At 53.1% G+C, this 21,869-nt stretch carries 14 protein-coding genes; 1 reads left to right on the top strand and 13 read right to left on the bottom strand.

Annotated elements, in window-relative coordinates; translation table 11 throughout:
* Positions 1–50: 50 nt before the first annotated feature.
* Together SFC07_RS09535 and SFC07_RS09530 are read right to left on the bottom strand one after the other, a co-directional pair.
* Positions 51–1,631: a succinic semialdehyde dehydrogenase gene (locus SFC07_RS09535; protein ID WP_411208011.1), complete on the bottom strand. Its 1,581-nt coding sequence runs from the start codon at positions 1,629–1,631 to the stop codon at positions 51–53.
* 313 nt (positions 1,632–1,944) lie between these two features.
* On the bottom strand, positions 1,945–3,000 hold the full coding sequence (locus SFC07_RS09530) for an oxygenase MpaB family protein (RefSeq protein WP_411208010.1): 1,056 nt from the start codon (positions 2,998–3,000) through the stop codon (positions 1,945–1,947).
* 99 nt (positions 3,001–3,099) lie between these two features.
* On the opposite strand from SFC07_RS09530, the gene SFC07_RS09525 reads away from it, so the two are divergent.
* Complete coding sequence (locus SFC07_RS09525) at positions 3,100–4,602, top strand: NAD-dependent succinate-semialdehyde dehydrogenase (RefSeq protein ID WP_411208009.1); 1,503 nt, start codon at positions 3,100–3,102, stop codon at positions 4,600–4,602.
* Between the two features lie 47 nt (positions 4,603–4,649).
* Here SFC07_RS09525 and ppk2 read toward each other — a convergent pair whose 3' ends face one another.
* The 11 genes from ppk2 to SFC07_RS09470 form a co-directional block, all read right to left on the bottom strand.
* The gene (ppk2, locus tag SFC07_RS09520; RefSeq protein WP_247775096.1) at positions 4,650–5,549 is read right to left on the bottom strand and encodes a polyphosphate kinase 2; all 900 of its coding nucleotides are present in this window, start codon (positions 5,547–5,549) and stop codon (positions 4,650–4,652) included.
* Positions 5,550–5,676: 127 nt separating this feature from the next.
* Positions 5,677–5,814, bottom strand: a complete 138-nt coding sequence (locus tag SFC07_RS09515; protein ID WP_411208008.1) for a PorA family porin — start codon at positions 5,812–5,814, stop codon at positions 5,677–5,679.
* A gap of 81 nt (positions 5,815–5,895) precedes the next feature.
* Positions 5,896–6,069 carry a PorH family porin gene (locus SFC07_RS09510; RefSeq protein ID WP_411208007.1) on the bottom strand — a complete coding sequence of 58 codons (174 nt, stop codon included), beginning with the start codon at positions 6,067–6,069 and terminating at the stop codon, positions 5,896–5,898.
* A 489-nt stretch (positions 6,070–6,558) separates the two neighbouring features.
* Complete coding sequence (gene groL, locus SFC07_RS09505) at positions 6,559–8,202, bottom strand: chaperonin GroEL (RefSeq protein ID WP_411208006.1); 1,644 nt, start codon at positions 8,200–8,202, stop codon at positions 6,559–6,561.
* Positions 8,203–8,495: 293 nt separating this feature from the next.
* Positions 8,496–8,804 carry a hypothetical protein gene (locus SFC07_RS09500; protein WP_411208005.1) on the bottom strand — a complete coding sequence of 103 codons (309 nt, stop codon included), beginning with the start codon at positions 8,802–8,804 and terminating at the stop codon, positions 8,496–8,498.
* Complete coding sequence (locus SFC07_RS09495) at positions 8,801–10,126, bottom strand: TRAFAC clade GTPase domain-containing protein (protein ID WP_411208004.1); 1,326 nt, start codon at positions 10,124–10,126, stop codon at positions 8,801–8,803. Before SFC07_RS09495 ends, SFC07_RS09500 begins: the two co-directional genes overlap by 4 nt.
* A complete protein-coding gene (locus tag SFC07_RS09490) occupies positions 10,123–11,199 on the bottom strand; it encodes a hypothetical protein (RefSeq protein ID WP_411208003.1) in 1,077 nt (358 codons plus the stop codon). Before SFC07_RS09490 ends, SFC07_RS09495 begins: the two co-directional genes overlap by 4 nt.
* The gene (locus SFC07_RS09485; RefSeq protein ID WP_411208002.1) at positions 11,199–13,160 is read right to left on the bottom strand and encodes a hypothetical protein; all 1,962 of its coding nucleotides are present in this window, start codon (positions 13,158–13,160) and stop codon (positions 11,199–11,201) included. Before SFC07_RS09485 ends, SFC07_RS09490 begins: the two co-directional genes overlap by 1 nt.
* Positions 13,150–15,456, bottom strand: a complete 2,307-nt coding sequence (locus tag SFC07_RS09480) for a hypothetical protein (protein ID WP_411208001.1) — start codon at positions 15,454–15,456, stop codon at positions 13,150–13,152. Before SFC07_RS09480 ends, SFC07_RS09485 begins: the two co-directional genes overlap by 11 nt.
* Positions 15,457–18,270: a hypothetical protein gene (locus SFC07_RS09475; RefSeq protein WP_411208000.1), complete on the bottom strand. Its 2,814-nt coding sequence runs from the start codon at positions 18,268–18,270 to the stop codon at positions 15,457–15,459.
* Positions 18,270–21,866, bottom strand: coding sequence for a tubulin-like doman-containing protein (locus SFC07_RS09470; RefSeq protein WP_411207999.1), 3,597 nt, complete (start codon positions 21,864–21,866; stop codon positions 18,270–18,272). Before SFC07_RS09470 ends, SFC07_RS09475 begins: the two co-directional genes overlap by 1 nt.
* Positions 21,867–21,869 lie beyond the last annotated feature (3 nt).

Genomic DNA, 21,869 nt, shown 5'->3' with positions numbered 1-21,869 from the left:
CCGAATTCAGTAGTCCTTTCGGAAGACTGAATTCGGGGTCTCAACCCAGCCTATGGCAGGAAACGCAGCTTCTTGCCGAGCTTCAGGGCTGCGACCATCGCATCGGCATACATCTTGCGCGATACTCCGGCTGGGCCGCGCATAGAGATGAAGCGCTGCTCAGCAACATTGCGGGTTTCGGTGTACTTGAGCAAGCCGTCTGGTCCGTGGCGGCGTCCCATACCCGATTGCTTCATGCCACCAAGTGGTACTGAGACTGTGGCCCAGGAAGCAGCGTAGCCATCATTAATACCCACGCCACCAGCTTCAATCTGGCTGGCGATCTTGCGGCCGGTTTCTGGAGCGGCAAAAACTGAGGCATTAAGGCCATAGGAGGTGGCATTGGCTTTCTCCACGGCTTCCTCGAGGTCGGAGACCTTTTCGATATAAACAACGGGCCCGAAAACCTCGTCGGTGAGGACTGGGGTGCCAGTTGGAACGTCGATAAGCACTGTGGGCTCGTAGAAGTACGGGCCGAGATCTGGTCGAGCCTTACCACCGGCAAGGACGGTGGCGCCATGCTCACGGGCTTCGTCAACAAAGTGGCTGACGGTGTCCAATTGGGTTTGGTTGATCAAGGAGCCCATGTCGATATTCCAGTCGAAACCGCTGCCGATTTTCATGGATTCAACCGCGACTTTCATGCGATTTACTACCTCGGTGTACACAGGTTCTTCGACGTAAATGCGCTCGATGGAAACACACAGCTGGCCGGAATTGGAGAAACACGCGCTGGTGATTTCTCGCATCACTAGGTCAAGATCGGCGTCTTTGGCAATGATGAGCGGGTTTTTGCCACCCAGCTCAGCGGAGTACCCAACCAGGCGCTCGCCCACCTGTCGGCCCAAGATACGTCCGGTCTTGGTGGAACCGGTGAACATGAGGTAATCGCAGCGATCGGCAATTGCGCTGCCCACGACGGTGCCAGAGCCGGTAACAATCTGAATGAGATCACGGGGCAGACCGGATTCATAGAGGAAGAGGACTGCAATCAAGCAGGAAAAAGGCGTATTGGAATCTGGCTTGGCTACCACACCATTGCCGGCGAGCAGCGCTGGAATAGCGTCCGAAATGCCCAATGCCAGCGGATAATTCCAAGGCGTGATCTGTCCGACGACACCCTTGGGGATCTGCTGCTGCACGCTGCGGGTAGCGATGGGGAGCGCGCCGGGGCGTTTCTTCTCCCCTAAGAACTTGCCTACATTATTGGCGTAATAGCGAGCGTTAATGGCTACATCCATGACCTCATCCAGTGCGGAACCACGGTTTTTACCGGTTTCCGACTGGACGATGTCCATGAGTAATTCGCGGTTCTCCAAGACACGGTTGTGGAAAGCGCGGAAGATCTCCTGACGCTGTTCAATGGGAGTTTGCGCCCACTTTGCTTGAGCTGCGCGAGCCAGCTCAAAGGCATAATCCACATCTTCAACGGTGCCAGCCAGCACAGTGCCGATGGTTTCACCATTAAAAGAGGCCTCAACATTCACACGCTCAGCCTCAGCTGCCCGCGCAGTTTTGGTATTGGTGGTGAGGTTAAGCAGCTTACGGTGCAAATCTTCTGGCAAGGGGCCAAGAGGGAAACGCTTATGCATTAGTTCGTTGCTTTCTTTTTAGAGGACATTGTTTAAAGTTTTGTGCGCTTTTAAGCTGCTGCGCTTTTAAGCTGCTGCGCTCTTAAGCTGCTGCACTCGAGGCAGGTTCGGCCTTATAGCTAAGGCGCCATAGTAGCGGTGCTTAGCACCGCCTTGTGCCTAGCGCGTAGCACTGCTTAGCGCCGCCGCAGATTAATGCAGATAGCGGAGATGATCTTTGGGCAGCTGCACTGCCACCAGAATCATCTCCGCTTTACACCTAAGAGCCAGTCACCGTGCACTCGGCAGGTTCTCCAGCAGTACCTAAAAGGTCTTAGAAGGGGCAACCTGCAGCGCGACGTTCCTGAATGGACATGGTCTCGCTGGCCAAAGGCTCATGCGCTGCTGCTCCAGCCTCATCCTTGGGGTTCGCCTTGGAAGGAGTTGCAGTAGAGACCCGCTTATCCCAGTTCTTCACTGCTTCTTCCTGCTCTTCAGCACCAAGCATGCCGTGATAAGCCATAAATTCACGGCCGGGGCTCATATAGCGGGCTTTCACTGGCAGCTTCGGGAACACAAAGCGGATGACCTTGCACAGACGTTCAAAGCGCTTGATGTCTTTTTTGCTCCAGTCCAGCTGCAAAATATCGCGCTGGGAATCTTCCAAAGTGCCCACAGTTACCCAAATCAGGCTGCGCATGGCGGGCTTCCATAGGATGTCCCATACTTTCTGAGGGATTCCATCAGGGCATTTTTGCTCTTCCACGCGAGCAGTGCGCAAGGCAAAGTCCACGGTGTCATTCCGCTCAAGCACAGTGGCGGTCATGTGCTCGATGTAGGCAATGAGCTCGTCATAGTTATCAATAACCGGACGGTTGGACATGCCGTATTTTTCCCACCAGGTCACACCCTCGCGCACAATTTGATCGCGCTCAGCTGCAGTGAACTGCGTACCAAAGAGGTCTTGGGTGCGGATCACGCGGTACACAAAGGTAGCGTGGGCCCACCAGAAAATTTCCGGGTTGAGTGAGTGATAGCGGGTGCCATCGCGCAGAGTGCCCTGAATATCTACGTGATAATCGCGGATGCGCTGTGGCAGCGGATTGCCTTCCTCCACATAAATCGACTCAATGATCTGCGGGGTGGAGCGCTGCAAGCGGGCAAAAGGCTCCTCAAAGAACTTGGAGTGGTCCAAAAGGGACTGTCCGATTGCAGGGTGCATATTCTGCAAAATTCCGGTGTAACCACGCAGCAAGTGAATTCGGGCGTCCGCTCCGTATTGCCACAGGAGAGAGTTGGGGCCGAGTTCCGCACGGCGGATGTCGTCCCGGTGGGACTTCGCACCATCATCAGGATTATGGTTGGTGTCTGGGTTGGCAGCGGTAGTCATTATCGCTTCCTTTCTCGGGCTGTCTATGTTGCCAAATCTAGTGACTTAGGCGACACTGGACAATCAAAGTTGACTCATACCACAAGGAGTTGTCCAAAAATGACAAATACAATTAATGACCTGAGCGTCAGTGCACAACGAGTCGCCGACATCCTGGCTGATATCCCCACCCAATTGCTTATCGACGGGGGCTTGCAGGACTCAAGCGATGGCGGCACCTTTGAGGTGCTCAATCCCGCCACCGGCGAAAAGCTTTGCGACGTCGCCTCAGCAAGTGGACTCGACGCAATCCAGGCGGTGGTAGCAGCTCACAACGCCCAAAAAGAATGGGCCCGCACCCCAGCACGTACCCGCGCCACCCTATTGCACAAGCTTTTTGCACTCATCCAGGAAAACGCCGAGGAACTCGCGGTCATTATGACCCTTGAAATGGGCAAACCCCTGGAGCAGTCCTATGGCGAAGTTACCTATGGTGGCGAGTTTTTCCGCTGGTTTGCCGAGCAAGCAGCACATCTTGATGGCCACTACTCCGACACCCCTGAGGGCAACCTCCGGATGATGGTTAGCCACCAGCCAATTGGCCCAACCTACCTGGTCACCCCATGGAATTTCCCGCTGGCGATGGCAACTCGCAAATTGGCTCCGGCACTTGCCGCCGGTTGCACCACCATCCTTAAACCCTCTGAGCTCACTCCCCTAACCACCCTTAAGCTGGGACAACTTATTCAGCAGGCTGGTTTCCCCGCTGGTGTTATCAACATTTTGCCCACCGTTGATGCACCAGCCGTTTCCGATACCGTCATGAGCGATCGTCGACTGCGCAAAATCTCCTTTACCGGATCCACTGCCGTGGGCCGCCATTTGCTGCGCAGTGCTGCCGATAACATCCTGCGCACCTCCATGGAACTGGGCGGGAATGCCCCCTTCCTCGTACTTGAGGACGCTGACCTAGATCTCGCTGTAGAAGGTGCTGTAGCTGCGAAAATGCGCAATATGGGCGAGGCTTGCACCGCAGCCAACCGCTTTATTGTCCATGAATCCCTCGCCGATGAATTTGCTACTCGTTTGGCCGAGAAATTCCGCGACATGAAGGTGGGCAATGGGCTGGATCCTGAGACCTATTGCGGACCTTTGATCTCTGAAAAAGCTCGCGATCGCGTTGCTGAGCTGGTTGAAGATGCAGCCCAAAGAGGTGCGCAGGTTTTGTGCGGTGGAAACAAAATTGAAGGTGCCGGAAACTTCTATCCACCTACCGTTTTGCACAATGTTCCAGCCGGTTCCCGAGTTCTTAGCGAGGAAATTTTCGGGCCTGTGGCTCCGATTATCAGCTTCCAAACCTTGGAGGAAGCAATCGAACTAGCCAATGACACCGAATATGGCTTGGCATCCTATGTGTATACCCGTGATGTGCAGCTGGGCCTGGAAATTAATGAACACCTAGAAGCAGGGCTTATGGGCCTCAATGTTGGTGTGATCTCCAATGCAGCCGCACCATTTGGTGGGCTCAAACAATCTGGCATGGGCCGTGAAGGTGGCCAAGAGGGCATCCATGACTATATGGATACCCGCTATGTTGGTGTGCCCCGCAGCAACCGCCTTTAAAAAACTAAAAGCTTGTTCAGGATCTTCCTGAACAAGCTTTTAGTTATTTAGTCACCAATTTGATCGCGACCGCGCAGCACGATCAAAGGATCAGGCTCGCCGACTAGCTCATAGTCTTTGTCGGTGTAGTCAAACTTGGAGAGTACATAACGCATTGCGTTGATACGGGCACGCTTCTTGTCATTGGACTTGATGGTGATCCAAGGAGACTCATCGGTGTCGGTATAACGGAATTGCTCTTCCTTAGCGCGGGTGTAGTCATCCCAACGGTCCAAAGAAGCCAGGTCCATGGGAGAAAGCTTCCACTGGCGCACGGGATCCACCTGGCGGATAGCAAAGCGGGTGCGCTGCTCTTTACGAGTCACTGAGAACCAGAACTTGGTCAGGCTAATGCCGGAGCCAAGAATCATGTTCTCCAGCATTGGAACCTCACGGAGGAACTCAGCGTGCTGCGATTCGGTACAGAAGCCCATCACGCGCTCCACACCAGAGCGGTTGTACCAGGAGCGGTCGAAGAATACGATCTCACCGGCTGCTGGGAAGTGCTGGATATAACGCTGGAAATACCAGGAGGTGGACTCACGTGGAGAAGGCTTCTCCAGCGCCACTGTGCGGGCACCACGGGGGTTTAGGTGCTCATTAAAGCGCTTAATGGTGCCACCCTTACCAGCAGCATCGCGGCCTTCAAAGAGGATGATGTGGCGCTGGCCAGTTTCCTTGGTCCAGTTCTGCCACTTCAGCAGTTCGATCTGTAAGGAACGCTTGACCTTTTCATAGTCCTCGCGGTTAACGCGCTCTTGATAAGGATAGTTTTCCCTCCAGGTTTCAATGGCTGTGCCATCTGGACGCAGGAGTACCGGATCGTCCTCGTCTGAATCATCAACTACATAGCCTTCAATCTTTGCAAGGTCGATGACGGGGAGATCATTATCGTTGGTATTAGCCATGCTGAAAATCATACCTACCTCCCGCACATTAGGCGCGATGTGTAGCGTTTTTGGTGAAAAGTGCATAACAAAAAGCTCCGATCCAATAAAGGATCGGAGCTTAAGGTTTTAAACCTGAGGGTTTAAATTACTTAACCAGTCCGAGGAGGTCAGCAACTGCGCCAGCCCAGTCGCCGGAAGCAGCGAGGAAGTTGAAAATCTCGCCGAAAAGGCCCTCGGAGGAAAGGGTGAATACGCCATCAAGGAAGGTTACAACATCGTTCATTTCAAATCTCCTTTAGAGAATTTTAAATACGGGTGAAGGTGAGCAGGCTTTTAGGCACTTACCTAACAGCCATATTGAAAATTAAGAGGAGAGCGCGTCGAAGTAGCCGCTGGTTTCGTCGGTGTTTCCACCAAAGTCCTGGAAGAACTCAATGATGGACTTCAAGAGATTAGGGATCTCTTGAAGAGCGGTGCCGATGTTGCCACCAAAGGTGGAGTAATCGTCGAGGGAGTCTGCGAGTTGGGAAAGATCCATGAGAAATCTCCTTAAGAGGACCAGCAAGGAAGCTGGTGAAGGTTGCCAGTTTGCTAACGTCCTCAGGACGTCACTCACTTATTCAATCATATTTTTGGGCGCCGTCAAGCGGGTTGGGAAAGTTTTTTCATTGCAGATTAAGAAATAATTTATTAATTTCTTAAAAACGTTTTTGCAGTTAATTTTGGCACGACCTGGGAAAATGAGGGCTTATTAGGTTAACTTCAGGGAAACTTTTCTATACAACTACCGGAATGTGTAACAAGACTTAATAACCTCGCGATTAAACGTCGACCAAGCAAAAGAAATTTTTTACCCCACCCCCATCAGGGGCTAAAATGTCATTCCTCGCTCCATCTCACCTCGCCCCTGGAATATAACGCCTACCACTGAGGCGCACTGGGTTTCGTCGATAAGCGCCCGCAAACGCAAAATAAGCTCCTCCCGCAAGGAGCGGAAGGAGCTTATGAATATGAGGGGTTAGAAGGCTTAGAAGCCGCCCATGCCACCCATCTCATCTGCGCCTGGCATTGCTGCGCCTGCTGGCTGTGGCTTGTCAGCAACGACAGCCTCAGTGGTCAGGAACAGCGCTGCGATGGAAGCAGCGTTCTGCAGTGCAGAGCGGGTTACCTTAACTGGGTCATTGATGCCCGCAGCCATGAGGTCAACATACTCGCCGGTTGCAGCGTTCAGGCCCTGGCCCTGTGGGAGCTGGGAAACCTTGTGCGCAACAATGCCTGGCTCGAGGCCAGCGTTATAAGCGATCTGCTTCAGTGGAGCGTTCAGAGCCTCACGCACGATGCGGACGCCGATTGCTTCGTCACCAACGAGTTCAAGGTCGTTGTCGAGGACGTGTGCAGCCTGCAGCAGCGCGACGCCACCGCCGGCAACGATGCCTTCTTCAACAGCTGCCTTTGCGTTGCGGACAGCGTCCTCAATGCGGTGCTTGCGCTCCTTGAGCTCAACCTCGGTAGCTGCGCCAACCTTAAGAACTGCAACGCCGCCGGCAAGCTTTGCCAGGCGCTCGTTGAGCTTCTCACGGTCGTAATCGGAATCAGAGTTCTCGATCTCAGCGCGGATCTGGTTTACGCGACCCTGGATCTGAGCTTCAGCGCCGGAGCCATCGATGATGGTGGTGTCATCCTTGGTGACAACAACCTTGCGTGCCTGGCCGAGCAGTGGGAGGTCAGCGGTCTCGAGGGAAAGTCCAACTTCCTCAGAGATAACCTGACCACCGGTGAGAACTGCGATGTCCTGCAGCTGAGCCTTACGGCGATCGCCGAAGCCTGGAGCCTTCACAGCAACAGACTTGAAGGTGCCACGAATCTTGTTAACAACGAGGGTCTGCAGAGCTTCGCCCTCAACGTCTTCAGCAATGATCAGCAAAGGCTTGCCGGACTGCATAACCTTCTCCAGCAGTGGGAGAAGATCCTTAATGTTGGAGATCTTGCCGGAAACCAGCAGGATGTATGGGTCTTCGAGGACAGCCTCGAGGCGCTCCATGTCGGTTGCGAAGTAACCGGAGATGTAGCCCTTATCAAAGCGCATACCCTCGGTAACCTCGAGCTCAACACCAAAGGTGTTGGACTCTTCAACGGTGATAACGGAATCCTTGTTGAGCTTGCCACCACCAACTGCGTACATTGCCTTAGCAATCTGTGCGCCGATAGCTGGGTCAGCTGCGGAGATACCAGCGGTAGCAGCGATCTGCTCCTCGGTCTCAACTTCCTTAGCTGCCTCGAGCAGGCTCTCAGTAACCTTAGCTACTGCCTTTTCAATACCGCGCTTAATGCCCATTGGGTTGGAACCGGCAGCTACGTTGCGTAGGCCTTCCTTCACCAATGCCTGAGCCAAAACGGTTGCGGTGGTGGTGCCGTCGCCAGCGACGTCGTCAGTCTTCTTGGCAACTTCCTTAACTAGCTCAGCACCGATCTTCTCGTATGGGTCATCGAGCTCGATCTCGCGAGCGATGGTGACACCATCATTGGTGATGGTGGGGGCGCCCCATGCCTTCTCCAAAACGACATTGCGACCCTTTGGTCCCAGGGTTACCTTAACGGCATCTGCCAAGGTGTTAAGACCGCGCTCAAGGCCACGACGTGCTTCTTCATCAAAGGCGATGATCTTTGCCATGTGTTTGTGCTCCTCAGAATTTGTAGGACGACACTCACGTCATCTGCCCGGTAGGCGCCCGCGACGGCACGGTTAGTGAGTGTGAACCAACCTCACCCACCAAGCAGTTCATGATCATTTATTAGCACTCATACGAGTAGAGTGCCAACCTCTTTTTTAGCACTCTAAGGCCCCGAGTGCAAGCTTTTGCCCCGGCTCTAAGGGTATTCCATCGGGTATTGCAGGCAGCCTGCCAGCGCACGTTACTTTTATACGTATATATAAGGTATCGGCACGCCCTCAGCATTAGTGGATCACAGAAATAGATCACCACTCCACAGCAGCATCATTAAGCCTGCAACCACCAGTACAGCACCGATTGCACTCACAATCCACGTAGCTAACCTGAGGCGGTATTTCCGCTTAACTGCACGAGCTGCAGCAAGTCGCTCCTCATCCTCACGTACCTGGCGAATATCTGTGCCTTGTTCCGCAAATAGTCCACTGTGGGGCTCCCCTGCCCTAAATCCACCATGGGATTTAGATGCTGCAGAGGCTTCTCCCCACACCGGGCTATTGCTTTGGCCACTATGACCGTTATGCCTGCCATACTGAGAGCTCATCGTCCCCACCTCCAAAATCGACGTTTTTTGGGTTCAACTGGCGCGGAAGCTACTGCAGTAGCGCCCACGGCTGGTACCTCTTCAGTTAGAGGTTGAAGCCCCGCAGAATTAGGAGACTGCAGTGAAAGGGTAGGATGAGATGCTGCTTCACCAGAAACTTGCGCCCCTGCTGCAACAGCATTCCCCCACATCACCCGCGGTAATTCGCGGTGGACCGGTCCATCAAAAAGGCCACGTTCAGCCAGGACATCTCGGATGGGATCCAAGCACCGAAAAGGCGCAATACCGGTACGCGCAATTCGATCACCTTCCGGTGGCGCACCCAGAGCAGAAACCGCAAAACAAGAAAACTCGTAGCTCTGCACGCCCAGTAAAGGCTGGTTGAGCTGGTTGAGCAATTGGGTAGCGTCCAAGCACTCCAACATGCTGCGGATTTCAAGGTCTAAAAGCTCAATGCCGGTGCGATCAAAAGGAGCATCAAGTGCAGCGCTATCGCGCCGAAAAGTTGCACCAAAGTTACGCATAACGCGCTGCCAGTTGACCATATTTGCTCCGCTGTAGTGCAAATGTTGCTGGTTCACCTCGGCCAAGCGCTGCATGGTGTCAAACTTGGAAAGACACAGTGAAATCTTGGGGCGATCTTCTTCACCTAGCACTCGCAAGACATTGCGTAACACGGTGGTAGGACCGTCCTCGCCTACCTCTGGGCTTTCCACTGAGCCTTCCAGCAGTTGGCGAATACGCGGCACTGCCATGGGATCAAAGAGGAAAATGATGCGATCGGCATACTTGAAGAACTCCAGCTCACTTTGGCGCTGTGCAAAGTTTTCTTCTTGGAGGTCTTCTCCGGCCACATCTCTAAACACCACAAAGAGGCGTTGGCCTTGATGCGCTGGGGTGGACACATCAAAAATCAGAGGGCGAGTTTGATGCGCATCGGCAGCAGACGCTGGTGGCGTCGGAGGCAAAAGTCCCATCTGTGCAAAGAGGGGATTTTCATATTTCTCCTCATAAATGCGACGAGTGTGCTCATCTGCGCTGCGAAAGGAACCGCCGTTGGCAATAACCAACTTACGCAGCAGCTTCACGATCACTGCAATATAAAGGCTCTTTCCGGAGGAACGATCACCAGCCATGGCAAATGTAATGGTGCCAGAACCCTGCCAGCCTTCGGGAAGTTGATAGTCCCCACGTTCATTATCAACATAGGGAGAAAAGGCAGCATCAGCAGGCATTTCCCTAAAAGTAAAGGGGCATTTGGTGGGCAGCAGGGCTGCGTCCTGAGCTGACACCTCAGGATCATTAATTAATTGATCGTTCATGAGTTTTTCTTCTCTGTTGCTAGCTGCTGGCTTTCCCGTTCAGACCGTTCAGACCGTTCAGACCGTTCAGACCGTTCAGACCGCTCTGATGGCTCCGACCCCTCAGTCTCTGAGGCTGGCGTCCATCCTGTAAGTGCATCAAACATGGTGCGTGCGGGTACTGCCAAAGCCTTAATATTTTGAGCCTTGAGAGCATCAATAAGTTTGTTATCAAAGTGGGTGACGCTAATTCCATGATCTACCAGTGGTTTACGGGAGCTTAGAAGGTGCACCCTATTAGGTAAATCAACAACCTCGGTGGGGAGATCGTCGGAAAGCACCAGCACGGCATCATGGGGATCAATTTGGCCCAGATCTACATTCCACCCCACTTCCCGCGCTGGGGAGAAACGGCTACTTAGGGCACGAATCGCCTCGGGGGAATCCAAATGTTCCAGCGGACGGGAAGAACTACTGGTTAATAGACGGATGGAATAGCCCTGGCTGGTAGTGGAAAGCACGCCGGTAGCAAAAGCGCACATCACATCAAAAACCTCAGTTGAGGTACTGAACTGCATGGAGGCGGAAACATCCATGAGTACGGTAACTGCGGTGCGCGGTGGTTCAGATACGCCGTCGCGGTCTAGGGTTCGGCGCAGTGCAGAACGCACACCGGAGGCCACCACGTCTAGGGAGCTGTCAGTATTGGCATCGCCTGCCTGCAGGCGGACCACATCAAAGCTGGTGAAAATACCCAGCACCGGGAAGGATCGCAAACCACCGATGGCAAAGGTAGGCAGATCTAAGCGCACCTCCTCCCCACTGGCGTCTTCCAAGGTGACGGACACAAAGAGTTGGGTGCCGGTGGGAAACTCACTGCGAGTGCGATCCGGGGTGATGGAAATTTCCGAGTTACCCAGCGGGTTTCTAATTGCCACCACATTGCCGCGGCGGTGTTTTTCCATCCGGTCGGCTTCAACTTGAAAATCGCTGGCACCAAGCAGATCAAATTCGATGCGCGCCACAAAGCCCCGGATTGGAACCTCGAAGGATTGCCCTGAATCCAAACGAATAATGTTGATATTTTTGTCCATCAGCGCCTGTCCTTTCGAATAGTGGGTTGGCCATGTCTAATGCGTTGATCTTCGGCCAAGATTTCGCGTGCGGTGAGGACAAAAACCTCATTTACTGCTGAGTCTAAGCCCAAATATTGCGGATCGGTGTTCTTGGCGATCTCATTCAGATAATCCATTTGCTGAACCCCCATATCCACGGCATATAGGTCCTTCGCCGCAACTCTGCGTGCCATGTGCACAAAGGGCGCAAAATTCACACTATGCCCATTGTGCATTTCGGAGGAAACATGCAGTTGCACGGCATCACTGCAGGCGTATCGGATAATTTCATAAATTTTTTGGTCCCGTGCGTGACCTGAAATTATCGGCTGCAACCGCACTCTTAGTCCTACAGAATAATAAAGACGCAGCATTGAGGCAGCTTGAGAATTTGGAGTCTGCTGCAAATAGCCCTGTTCAACCATCTGCTGCAAGATTTCCACATTCTCATCGCGGATCAGCCATTCCAACACACCGCTCAAAGGGCTGGCCCAATGCAGAAGGCGCAGCGCAGAGATAAACTTCGGCTCCCATTCTTGCTTTTCGACGGCGCGCTGCTGCCTCACTGCGCCCCGCAATACGTCGCGCAAAAGGTGGTGCTCACTCGCCAAAGCTGGCGCTTTGTCCCAACTGCTCAACGCTCGAAAAGCACTTAGAGAGCCTAAGAAATTATCATCCTTCGCAGTCTGTTCGCTGAGCAAACCGGTGTCCAGAAGGAAGTTGAGATAAGCCATCAATACCCGCACCGGAGCATCACTTAGCCCCGCTAAAGAGGCGCGTGCCTGTGCAGCTAGTGCAGGATCTGCACCAAGCACTGGCCAGCTAGATTCCTCCTGCGCGAGATAAGGATTAGCAATAACTTCTTTGATAAATTCCATATCGATTGCGGGATAAGCGACAGGCACAAAATCCGCTTCCAAATGCTGCTCGGCGACGTCGAAAAGCGCTTGGTTAACCCCGTCGCCACGGTTCTTGATCACCCGCGCCAGCCCATCGCCCATTTGGGCATGGCTCAGGGCGTAGTCGCCAATATCTAGGTTGACCTGGATTAATTCATCGACAATTTGCTCTGGATCGCAGCCCTCAACAAAAATTCCGGCGGTCATCTGAGCCCAGCTACCGTGCTCTGTTGGGGTGATGTGTGCGGGGTCGATGAGCTCCAGGTCGGGGAGGTCGCGCAAGAGCGCAGCATCCTCCGGCGGGCACACCAGGATGGTGCCAAATGGCGCGTCGGCGATGGCGGCGGGCAAAGTGGCAGCACGCTCGAAGGTGGAAAAATGCAGCAAAATGCGCGCTTCCTCCGGCGTCAACGTGGAGGACAAAGCCTGAATCCAATAAGCGCCCTCGTTGGAGCTGTTGAGCAATAACACCGCGCGTTTGTAGCCCGCCTGCAAAACGTCCTGGAGCTGATATAACGCTTCTCGACGCGGCCCAAACATGTCATCAACCATCATCCAGGCCAGGGAAAGGTCCGCAAATAACCCCGCCCGCGGCTCGGTGAGCTCTGGTTTTAACTCGACACCATTAACAGCCTGCGCCCGAAAAGGAGTCAGTAAATCCGGAGATCGGTAGAGGTCAATGGGATAATTGGCGAGCATCGGCTCATCAATATCATGGTCAATAAAGGCATGAGTGAACACATTTCCCGGCCTACCTGTGGCATCTTTACCGGCTGGCACCGACTGCATAAAAAGTGCCGAGCTAGCCCCGGGGCGATATTCAAAACGCCTGGGCAGAGCATCAATCTCAGTGCTGCTAATAAAATCATCAAAGCTTTTTACCGGCACCAAACTGGTCGGCGCAGCAGCAGCTACATCTTGCTGATCTTTCATACTTGCACGCAGGGTGGGACCTACATTCCACCCGCTGCGGCGTGTTTTGCTCTTAAAAGAGGCATAGGTAATGTGTGCCCATCGTTGGCTTGGGGCACTATCGATCATTATCCACTACCCCTCCCCGAATCCAGGTTTGCAAGCGCAATTGATCTGGGTGTGGATCAATCAAAGCATTTACCGGCGCCATAGAATCTGCTGGTTGGCGAATAAAAAGACGGAGGAAAGAAGTAGGAGGATAGGAGAGAATGTGGGGATTAATCTCCCAATACTTCACCACTGCTGGGCCTTTGGGGCCTAATGCTCCAGCACTAATGCCTGGGCTAAATTGCTCTTCTTCAATAGTGTTGGTGCTGCCATCAATGGTGCGGGTAAGCACCTCATCGCCATCTTCTGGCTCCAAAGGCAAACGGCTGCGGTGAATACGCAGGGTAAATTGATCCAGCTGCGAAGATTCCAGCTGTTCGCGCTCGGCAAAAATAGCCAAAAAGAGACGCCCCTGAGAAACCTGCAATTCATAGCTGAATTGGCGCACTCCTCGATAGTGCAGCACCACTGGCTCACCCCAAATTTGGTGGCCTTCATAAACTCGGGAAGCAAAAAGCGCGATATCGCCTGGTCCTGGCAGTGGGAAACGCATACCGCCTTCATCTTGATAAGCCTCCTGGTGGATGCTGACCAAGCTGGTGCCGGGGGTCTCTGGGGTGGGTCCAATCAGCTGCCCGGTGCCGGTTTCACCAAAAACAGCCGTTACCTCATGAGCTTCCTCGGGCCAGCCGAAGGTAAGCAATTGGCTATTCACGCGCTCATGCAAGGTGGCGTTAGTAATTGCGCCCACGCGCACGCGGGAATGGGTTTTACCCACCTGGGCTTGGTTGCCCACCACATTAACTGGGGTAATGAAGATTGAATACCAATCATCAGGCCACGTGACGGTGCAGGAGGATTTTTCTCCCTCCAAGTCATTGGCCCAATCGCGGCGTGCTAGTCCAAAACCTTCCAGCTGGTCTACTTCAATTTCATTAAATTGCAGCTCAGGATCGGGTGCGGTGGCGGTGCGATAAATCCACACATCTCCTGAATGTGGTGGTTGCCAGGACACCTTAAAGGTGGTGTCAAAGCCGTTATCCTTTTCCACCACTTGAATTGGCACGGCCATAACCTCAGCCGGAACGTGAATGGTGAATTCATCAGAGGGCTTGGAGGCAAGTTCCAGGCCATTAATGATGACAAAGCGCTGCGCCACAAATTTATATCCGCGGCCGCGGTGCTGTGGCGTAAAACGGAAGCCCTGCAGATTAGCGGTATCCGTGGCGATCTCATTGCGACGAACCAAAGCTAGGCGCTCATTGTCTGGAACCGCAAAAACTGCCACGCGGTGGGTGTGCTCTGCAGAGGCCCATTGCCCCTTAACCTCAGAACCAGCAACAGAAAGTTCCAGCTCGCCGATGGGAAGAATATAAGACTTCTCACCAATGAGCACTGGTTGGGAACGAACCGCCGTAGATTCTGAAGTGCCTACGTACATCCACACCTGGTACATACGGTATGCAGAGGTCAAACCCTCATTATCGGTCCAATGATTGCCCACTGTGACAGCGCGGTGCTCGCCAAAATCAGGATCCAATTCGAAGGATTGATCATCACTGACAATACGGAAAAGACGCACTTGCTGTGGTGGCAGTTCTAGTAATTCCCAGTCCAAGTTAAGCCCACCAGTGGCATTAGCTTCGACTCTTAGGTCTGCACCTGCTAGCGGTTCAGGGCGGGCAAAAGCATCCAGGCGAGCAAACTCATAGGACTCCCATTTACGCATGTTGGAGTCAACTTGAGCCGTGGTATTACGGGCACGGCGACGTCCGCCTCGGCTGGGGCTGGCAATTGTTGCTTTAGTTGCTTGGATAAAGTCCGTTGCCGCTGGAGCTGCGGGATTGTCCTCCCGGTGGCGGGAACGTTTTTGGGGTTTAGGTTTTTCAGCGCCGGTTTCTTTAGTGCTGGTTTCGTTTCTGCTGGGCGGGGCGGGAGCTGTTGTGCCGGAATTTGCTTCAGGCTCCGGGGTTGCCGCAGGAACAGGCGCGGGGGCCACTACCTCGGGGCTTGCCTCAGATGTTGCCGGTGCTCCTCTGCCACTGATATCCACAGACAGATCCGGTTGGAATAACAAAGGATCGCTGCCGTCTTCAATAATTGAGGTCGTGCCTACGCGGGCATAACCAGATACCCGCCGCAGTGGCTTCGCCCAGACCAAAAGCTCGGGATACTGCTCTCCAGTTTTTAATAATTCGGGATTGGCAGCTGCTGCAATTAGCGCTTCATCAGACGGCAGTGCCTGTGCGGAATAGGTCTCCCTGGCAGTATCACGCCAGATCCTAAAAGCGCTAAGGATTTGGTATTCGGTGGACATTTAGTACTCCCCCATTCCTGGCAACTGCGTGTTTTTGTTATTTCGGGCAGAAAAGCCACCATTTACTCCGCCTTGGTTGAAGCGGTTGGGATTTACACCAGTGGTGGGAAAGTCCTCATCAACCGGCATTCCAGCGATAAGTTCTGCAGAGATCTGCTTTTGTTCAGGGATCTTAAAAGCAATATCTTGCTCATTTACTGGCCCACTGACCTGCAACAAGACCTCGCTCAATCCGATGTAATCAAAGGCATTGATATGTGTTTCGTATTTGCACAGGTTCGGATCCAATTCCAAAATGTCATGCACTCGACCAATTTCGGTAGCAATCTCACCGTTAAAGGATCCCGTGGTGGTGTGCTTTTCCAAGGATGAATAGGAAGGCGCACTGATCTTGTGTCCAGCACGGTAGATCGTCAATGAATCAAGAACGCCGGCGCGGTAATTATGGGGATCATTAATCAGCTCACGCGTGATTTCAGACCAGGTAGACACACTGCGGTCTTCATTGAGGAATTTCTCATCCTCAAAGCTGGCGGCTAATCGACCCAGATCACCGAAGGTATTGTTGCCAGTGGTGGCAAAAAGATTCTTGGTATTAACCGGGCTGTTGGTACGCTCTGCCAGAATCTGCGCAGCGCGATTAATGCCTTCCAAAACATGCTCGCCGAGCCAGCCTTGTTCAAATACTTCTCTGCGGAATCTCCGCGCCAATTGGTCCACTGCCAGGGAATCTGGGGTAGCTTCCGCAAAAACCACGGAATCTGGAACGGTGTTTTCTAAAATGAGTGGCGATTCGGACTCTTTGCTGATGCGACCAAAAGGCTTTTCCAACAAGGTGCCAATAATTTTTGAGGTAGACAAGAACTGCTGGTAGCCCACTTCAAGGCGCACCAGATTGTTCTTTATGATCTCCAAATTTTCCCGCGCAGTACGAAGTTCCTGCGAGGTGGTATCGCGGAAGGCTTGAATACGGAGCTTATCCTTGGCCAGACCCACATTCTGCAAAATCACACACAGCAGCCATAGTGCAAACCATGTGCTAAAAAATGTCCATTTTTTGGCAGTTGAGACACTATTGAGGTGCAGCACCCAGGTATCAAGAGCTGTACCAGGTTCCTGATTGACGTTTTTGTACCACCACACGCCAGCGAAGAATATGGCCGACCAAAAAATGACATATCCCAACCACCGGAAAATACTGGCCATTTTGCCAACTTTGGGACCTTCCACCGATTTCTTTTCCAAATCGGCGATAGTTGATTCCAGTCGGCGTTTTTCCATCATTTGGTGACGGGTACGATCTCGCAAACCCTGCGCCACAAAATAGGCGTAGGAGTTGGAGTTTTCTTCTTTCCACTGCTTAAATTCACCGATGGCAGCGCCGATGCCACGTTGTCCACTGTCGCTATGGCGAGCAAGTTTTTCTTCAAATTTTTCCTGCCCAATCACGTCATAGGGAGCAACTTCTCCACCCTCAACACGCACTTTGATTTCCACGGGCAGGCTAGCGCCATAGTTTTCTTTGGGTCCTGGAATGACATCAGCTGCTTTGCGGGCCACGATGACTCGCTCTGAGGCGTTGGATTTCACCGCGGCCGGGCGTCGAATGCCATCTTTTCCAGGCCCAATAAAACGCGGCTCTGCATCCAACAAGCTCATGGACGTATTGGCGTATGCGGTCCACACACTCACCAATTCTGCAGCAGCATTGAGCTCCTGATCTACCTGAGAAGCCTGTGAACTGCGTTGTTGTCCATAATGCGCAGCGACACCAGCTTGCCCAACGTGTGCTGCAGTTGAGGTGGTGCCATAAATTCCTGCTTGAAGCGCATCATCGGTCAAGCTAAGAGTTTCGGAGCGTAAATCATCCCATGCCCGGCGCGGGGTGCGAATGAGGTTTTTCCACCAAGCACCGAGGAATTCTTTGGTGGCCTGGCCGGAACTCATCACCTGAGTCTTTTTCACCAAGACGTCTCTTTGGGGATTAACCAGGGTTTTATCAAATTCACCAAAAAGTTCAGCTGCTGCTTTATGGGAAAAATCCTCAGGATTTTCGGTGTATTGCGCGGTGTAATCGGTGCCGGGTTGTTCCTTAAGTTTGGGCAAAGGATTTTCTTCGGTCGCCAAAATTAGATCTTTAAGACGTGCCTGCACAGCTTGACCGTCAATATGCCGATAAAAAGCGCGGACCAGGCGGAAGCTGCTGCCCTTAGCTGGTTCCAGATCAGCAACCGGTGCACTGGTGCTTCCCTCCCAGAGTCCAAAAAGGGAAGCAATACCTGCGCTACAGTGCAGCACAAAGCTATGGTCAAGATCGCCATGATGATAAGCCACGGTAGATGCATCGGGACCAGGCGAATCCTCCGGTGCCAACATCAGGTTGAGGTAACCGCTCAGGACCGGAAGTTGTCCTTCTAAAGGAGCATTTACCGAGGTAATCATCAAGTTGGTGCGGTGAATCTCAAAATTGGCGCACACGCTGTCAATGGTGCGCATTAGTGGCGAAAGCTCAGCATACCCGAGGGTTCCAGCTGGTGAATCCACTACATTGATAACGCCCAGGTTCATTTTTTGCGCGCCGGAGCGGGAGACCAGCTCATTAAAAGGACGACGCGCAATATGCGGTTGACCTGCATCATCAACGCGCAATTCAGTAACCAAAGAAGCGGAAGTTTCAAAGGCATCCGCATCCACCCACACCAGGTTGCGGATTAATCCCGTGGCGGTGAAATCTTCGATCGTTTGTCGAATGCCTTGGGATAATAATCCGCGACCCAAAAATATGGTGAGCGTTTTATCAAAGGAATCTGCCACTAGAACTCCCCTTGACCAGGCAAGGTAGGACCGGAGTTAGTCGGGCGCGTTGGCGCGCCAAACCCAGTGGGCTTGTCGACGGGTGCTCCCAACTTATAACACGCTTCAAGAACCTCAATTAGCTCAGCAGTGGCATCGGCAACATCAACGGCGATGTCATGGAATACCGGAATCTGAGATGCCAATTGGCGATCGGTGATATCGCCATAGGGGCGCTCAGCAAAGTTGAACATCTGGCCTTGACCCAGTTTGTCACTTGGTACATAGTGCTGCGCGATCTCATTTTGGCGCTGCAACCAGGCAACGGCGTTCTTGAGGCGCTCCTCTGGAGTGACTCCGACTTCGGTTCCCTCGATCTGCAAGGCCTCGCCCGACTGGCGTTCGCCGTCGAAAAGCCACTTGTGTAGCAAACGGCGCCCCTTAGTGGTGCGTCCTTCGCGGGATGGGCTGGGTGCATCGTCCCAGAGGTGGCGCAGCTCGATATATGGCTTGACGGATTCAAATACTGGCTGTGCGCCAGCACGCGCCCATGCCAAAGAAACCGATTCCAGCAGGTTAGGCAGCCAATCGAGGGTGGCGCGGAAGCGGGAAGCTGGGGTGAGCATCGGGGTGTCGAAGTTGAGCCAGCTATTGCTGTGTTCATTATAGATCTGCACCGGGGTGAGATCTGAGGTGTCCAAGGTACCGGGGAAGAATACGCGTCCAACCAAACGGCCCACATACCAACCGCGAACCATGGCGTTTCTTTCCACATCGGTCATCGGCAACGCTGCGGTCAGCGGACGAGTGCGGCGGCCATGCCAGAATTCTTCGCGGGTTCCGGCGGTTTGACGCCATTGCTTCTCGATTGGAGGCAGCAAGGATTCAAACACGATCGGCGCATAGTTGGGGTAGGAACCAAAAATGTCGATGGAACGCTCTTCACCCTGGTTAACCAGTGCTTTACCCAGTGGTTTGGTGACATCTGCCGGACGATGATTGGGGTAATCACGAACTGCCTGCTCGAGGCTGGCTCCAACTTCATCGCCGCCGAAAGGAATGCGCGAGAAGTTGAACTGATAACGCACCTCATCGTTGTAGATGGCGCGCACCAGTTGAGTGTTGATCTGTGCCAATGGCAAGGCATAAGTCATAGCCTCACTGAACTTGCTGAGAACCTGCTGGCGGCGGGCGCGGCGCTCATGCTCAGAGAGTCCTGCAGCAGTGACAAATTCACGCAAAGAGCTGGAAATAAACTGCTGGAAAGAGAAACCTGGACGGCGAATGTACTGGCGTGAACGTTCCAAAACTGCATCGGTGGAGATATTGATATCAAAACGCGCCGGACGAGGATCGCGGTGTGCTTTGGGATTATTGGGATCGAGAGTTAACTCTCGGGAAACCCAGGTATCTTGCAGCACAATGAGGTCCTTTGGTGATTGCTCAGAACCGGAAAGAGATTCCCATTCACCGCTCACCACGCGAGTTGCAGATTCACTCAAAGCAAAGGTGTAGTCAACATCTTGGCTCTGCTCGCTTTGAGCAGACTGGATAATATCTGCCTCAAATTGGCTAGGGAAGCTTTCTACCTGGGTGAGGAAGACCTCGTTGGCGGCTTGGCTGAATCGACGAGGAACCTGAGTCTGGCTCTCATCTGGCCAAAGCGCGGGCACATTGGTCTTGAGCTGAGAGACACCGAGGTTCACATCGGTGCTGAGCTCGCTGAATTTCTCTAGATCCTCATGTTTATCATTAATACTGCGCTGCAATGGTGCAAGGAAGTGATTAATGAAATCACGCAAAATGCCCTGCATATGGTGGGCAATATGCTGGGCACCGCGCAGGCGGAGCGGGGTGGCGTTTTCATCGATGATTTCTGCAATCATCTGGGTTGAATCCTCAACGCGACCCTTGGCGCCTTCGAGTTGCAGGCGTCGTTCGTCGGAAAGCCCCACTGCTTCTGGGCTGCGTTGCTCCCACAAGTGGTTGAGCGCCGGCAGGGTGGAAACTTCAATGTGGTTGCGGATTTTATCAATCATCGCTTTGGCATAAGCCACACCGTATTTACCGATTTCCGCACGCACCATATTCAAAATGTAGTTTTGCAGCGCCTCAGAGCTGGCCCAGAAGGAAATACCGCGGTAGAGCTCACCCTTGCCATCGAGGTCAATTTGTCGGCTAGCTTCTTGCAGGCCACGCATAACATCGCTGATCCACTCGCTGCCACGTTTATTATTGGCCTCTGGAACTTGCTCCTTAATTTTCTGCGCCATGCGACGAGCCCAGGACTCAATTACCTCGCCGAAATTAGCTCCGATCCAGTTCAGTTCATTTCCTTGTTCTGGAATCACAGTGTTGAGTTGGGCAAAGAAGCTTTGTTCATTATTATTCAAACGCTTGATGATCTGCTGGTCAGCAGGGGAATCATCATGAGGATCTTCGTGCCCATGCAACAAGCGCTCTACTGCTGAGCGGGCAAGGCGCTGAGCTGCGTATTCTGCATAGCGGTCACGGCCCATGGAAAGCTGCGCGTAGCCATAGGTACCCCAGGGAACATTCTTGGCTTCTGCTGCACCCCAAGCATATTTGCTCTGATCGGCGCCTGATCCACCGCGGTTGCCCAGAGTGAATTGTTTGTAATTATCCATGGAGACTTCATCGGACATCAGTGCTGCGAGTCCACGACCAAGTGCGCGGTAAACAGTATCTGGCTTGCCGTCACCAAGTAGTGCGCCGTTTTCACCGGAGCGCACACCCACGGGGAAAATACGTCCAACTGGGATTGAATCATTACCTACTGGCACGCCCAAAGCATTGAAAATGCGCTGGTCAGCATCGGTGGCAGCACCCAACTGGGCGGCGACGAGCTCGGCGAACATGGCCAATGCATTTGGGTTGGTACCAGCAACAGCATCTGGAGAGAGCTGGGAGAAGATATCTGGAGTCACCATAAATAGGGAGCTCTGGCCCACTGCATAACCTTCAAGGCCAGTGAGCAAACGGCAGATATCAAGTGCCATCGATGCACCAGCGCCACCTGCCATAGATGAGACTACAAAGACCATGGGCTGTTCTTTAGAGGTATCGCCTGAGGATACGGAACGGCCATAAAGTTGGGAGCGTAGATCGGCTAGCTCACGCTCGGTTTCACCGGTAAAAAGGACATCCCAAGACTTGCGTAGCTCTTGCTGGATTTCTTGTAATTTACTCAGGATGAGCATGCGACCAATGGAACGATACTGGCCCGCACCTGCACTAATTGGGGTGGTTTCAGATTCAGGATTATCCAATGCCCAGGTAGCGATGCTGCCTTGAGCACGGCGAGTTGCTAATTGGTTGGTCACTGCAGTGTCCACAGTGACATAGCGATCGGAAGATCCACAGGAAATATAACGTCCGCCAGCTTCTGGAACGTTGGGAAGATTAGGTCCTGGGCGTTCTGGAGTGGTGGGAACATCGACGGATACAAATTGCCATGCACCGGGAAGTTTTACGTCTTTAGGGCTGTCATATCGCTCAGGCAAACGATCTGCCAGGGTGGACTTAAGCTGATCCATCATATAGGCGAGGGTTTTGGCACCTGAGCCACCACAACCGACGACAAGAACTTTATGCATGTG

This window comes from Corynebacterium callunae, from assembly GCF_046592015.1.
Lineage (GTDB): Bacteria > Actinomycetota > Actinomycetes > Mycobacteriales > Mycobacteriaceae > Corynebacterium > Corynebacterium callunae_A.
This window is presented reverse-complemented; position numbering and strand designations above follow the sequence as displayed.

Coding starts and splice junctions, on each gene's coding strand:
- SFC07_RS09480 (WP_411208001.1), bottom strand. CDS start 15,456: ATGTCCACCGAATACCAAATCCTTAGCGCTTTTAGGATCTGGCGTGAT.
- SFC07_RS09470 (WP_411207999.1), bottom strand. CDS start 21,866: ATGCATAAAGTTCTTGTCGTCGGTTGTGGTGGCTCAGGTGCCAAAACC.
- SFC07_RS09500 (WP_411208005.1), bottom strand. CDS start 8,804: ATGAGCTCTCAGTATGGCAGGCATAACGGTCATAGTGGCCAAAGCAAT.
- groL (WP_411208006.1), bottom strand. CDS start 8,202: ATGGCAAAGATCATCGCCTTTGATGAAGAAGCACGTCGTGGCCTTGAG.
- SFC07_RS09535 (WP_411208011.1), bottom strand. CDS start 1,631: ATGCATAAGCGTTTCCCTCTTGGCCCCTTGCCAGAAGATTTGCACCGT.
- SFC07_RS09510 (WP_411208007.1), bottom strand. CDS start 6,069: ATGGATCTTTCCCAACTCGCAGACTCCCTCGACGATTACTCCACCTTT.
- ppk2 (WP_247775096.1), bottom strand. CDS start 5,549: ATGGCTAATACCAACGATAATGATCTCCCCGTCATCGACCTTGCAAAG.
- SFC07_RS09490 (WP_411208003.1), bottom strand. CDS start 11,199: ATGGACAAAAATATCAACATTATTCGTTTGGATTCAGGGCAATCCTTC.
- SFC07_RS09530 (WP_411208010.1), bottom strand. CDS start 3,000: ATGACTACCGCTGCCAACCCAGACACCAACCATAATCCTGATGATGGT.
- SFC07_RS09495 (WP_411208004.1), bottom strand. CDS start 10,126: ATGAACGATCAATTAATTAATGATCCTGAGGTGTCAGCTCAGGACGCA.
- SFC07_RS09485 (WP_411208002.1), bottom strand. CDS start 13,160: ATGATCGATAGTGCCCCAAGCCAACGATGGGCACACATTACCTATGCC.
- SFC07_RS09525 (WP_411208009.1), top strand. CDS start 3,100: ATGACAAATACAATTAATGACCTGAGCGTCAGTGCACAACGAGTCGCC.
- SFC07_RS09515 (WP_411208008.1), bottom strand. CDS start 5,814: ATGAACGATGTTGTAACCTTCCTTGATGGCGTATTCACCCTTTCCTCC.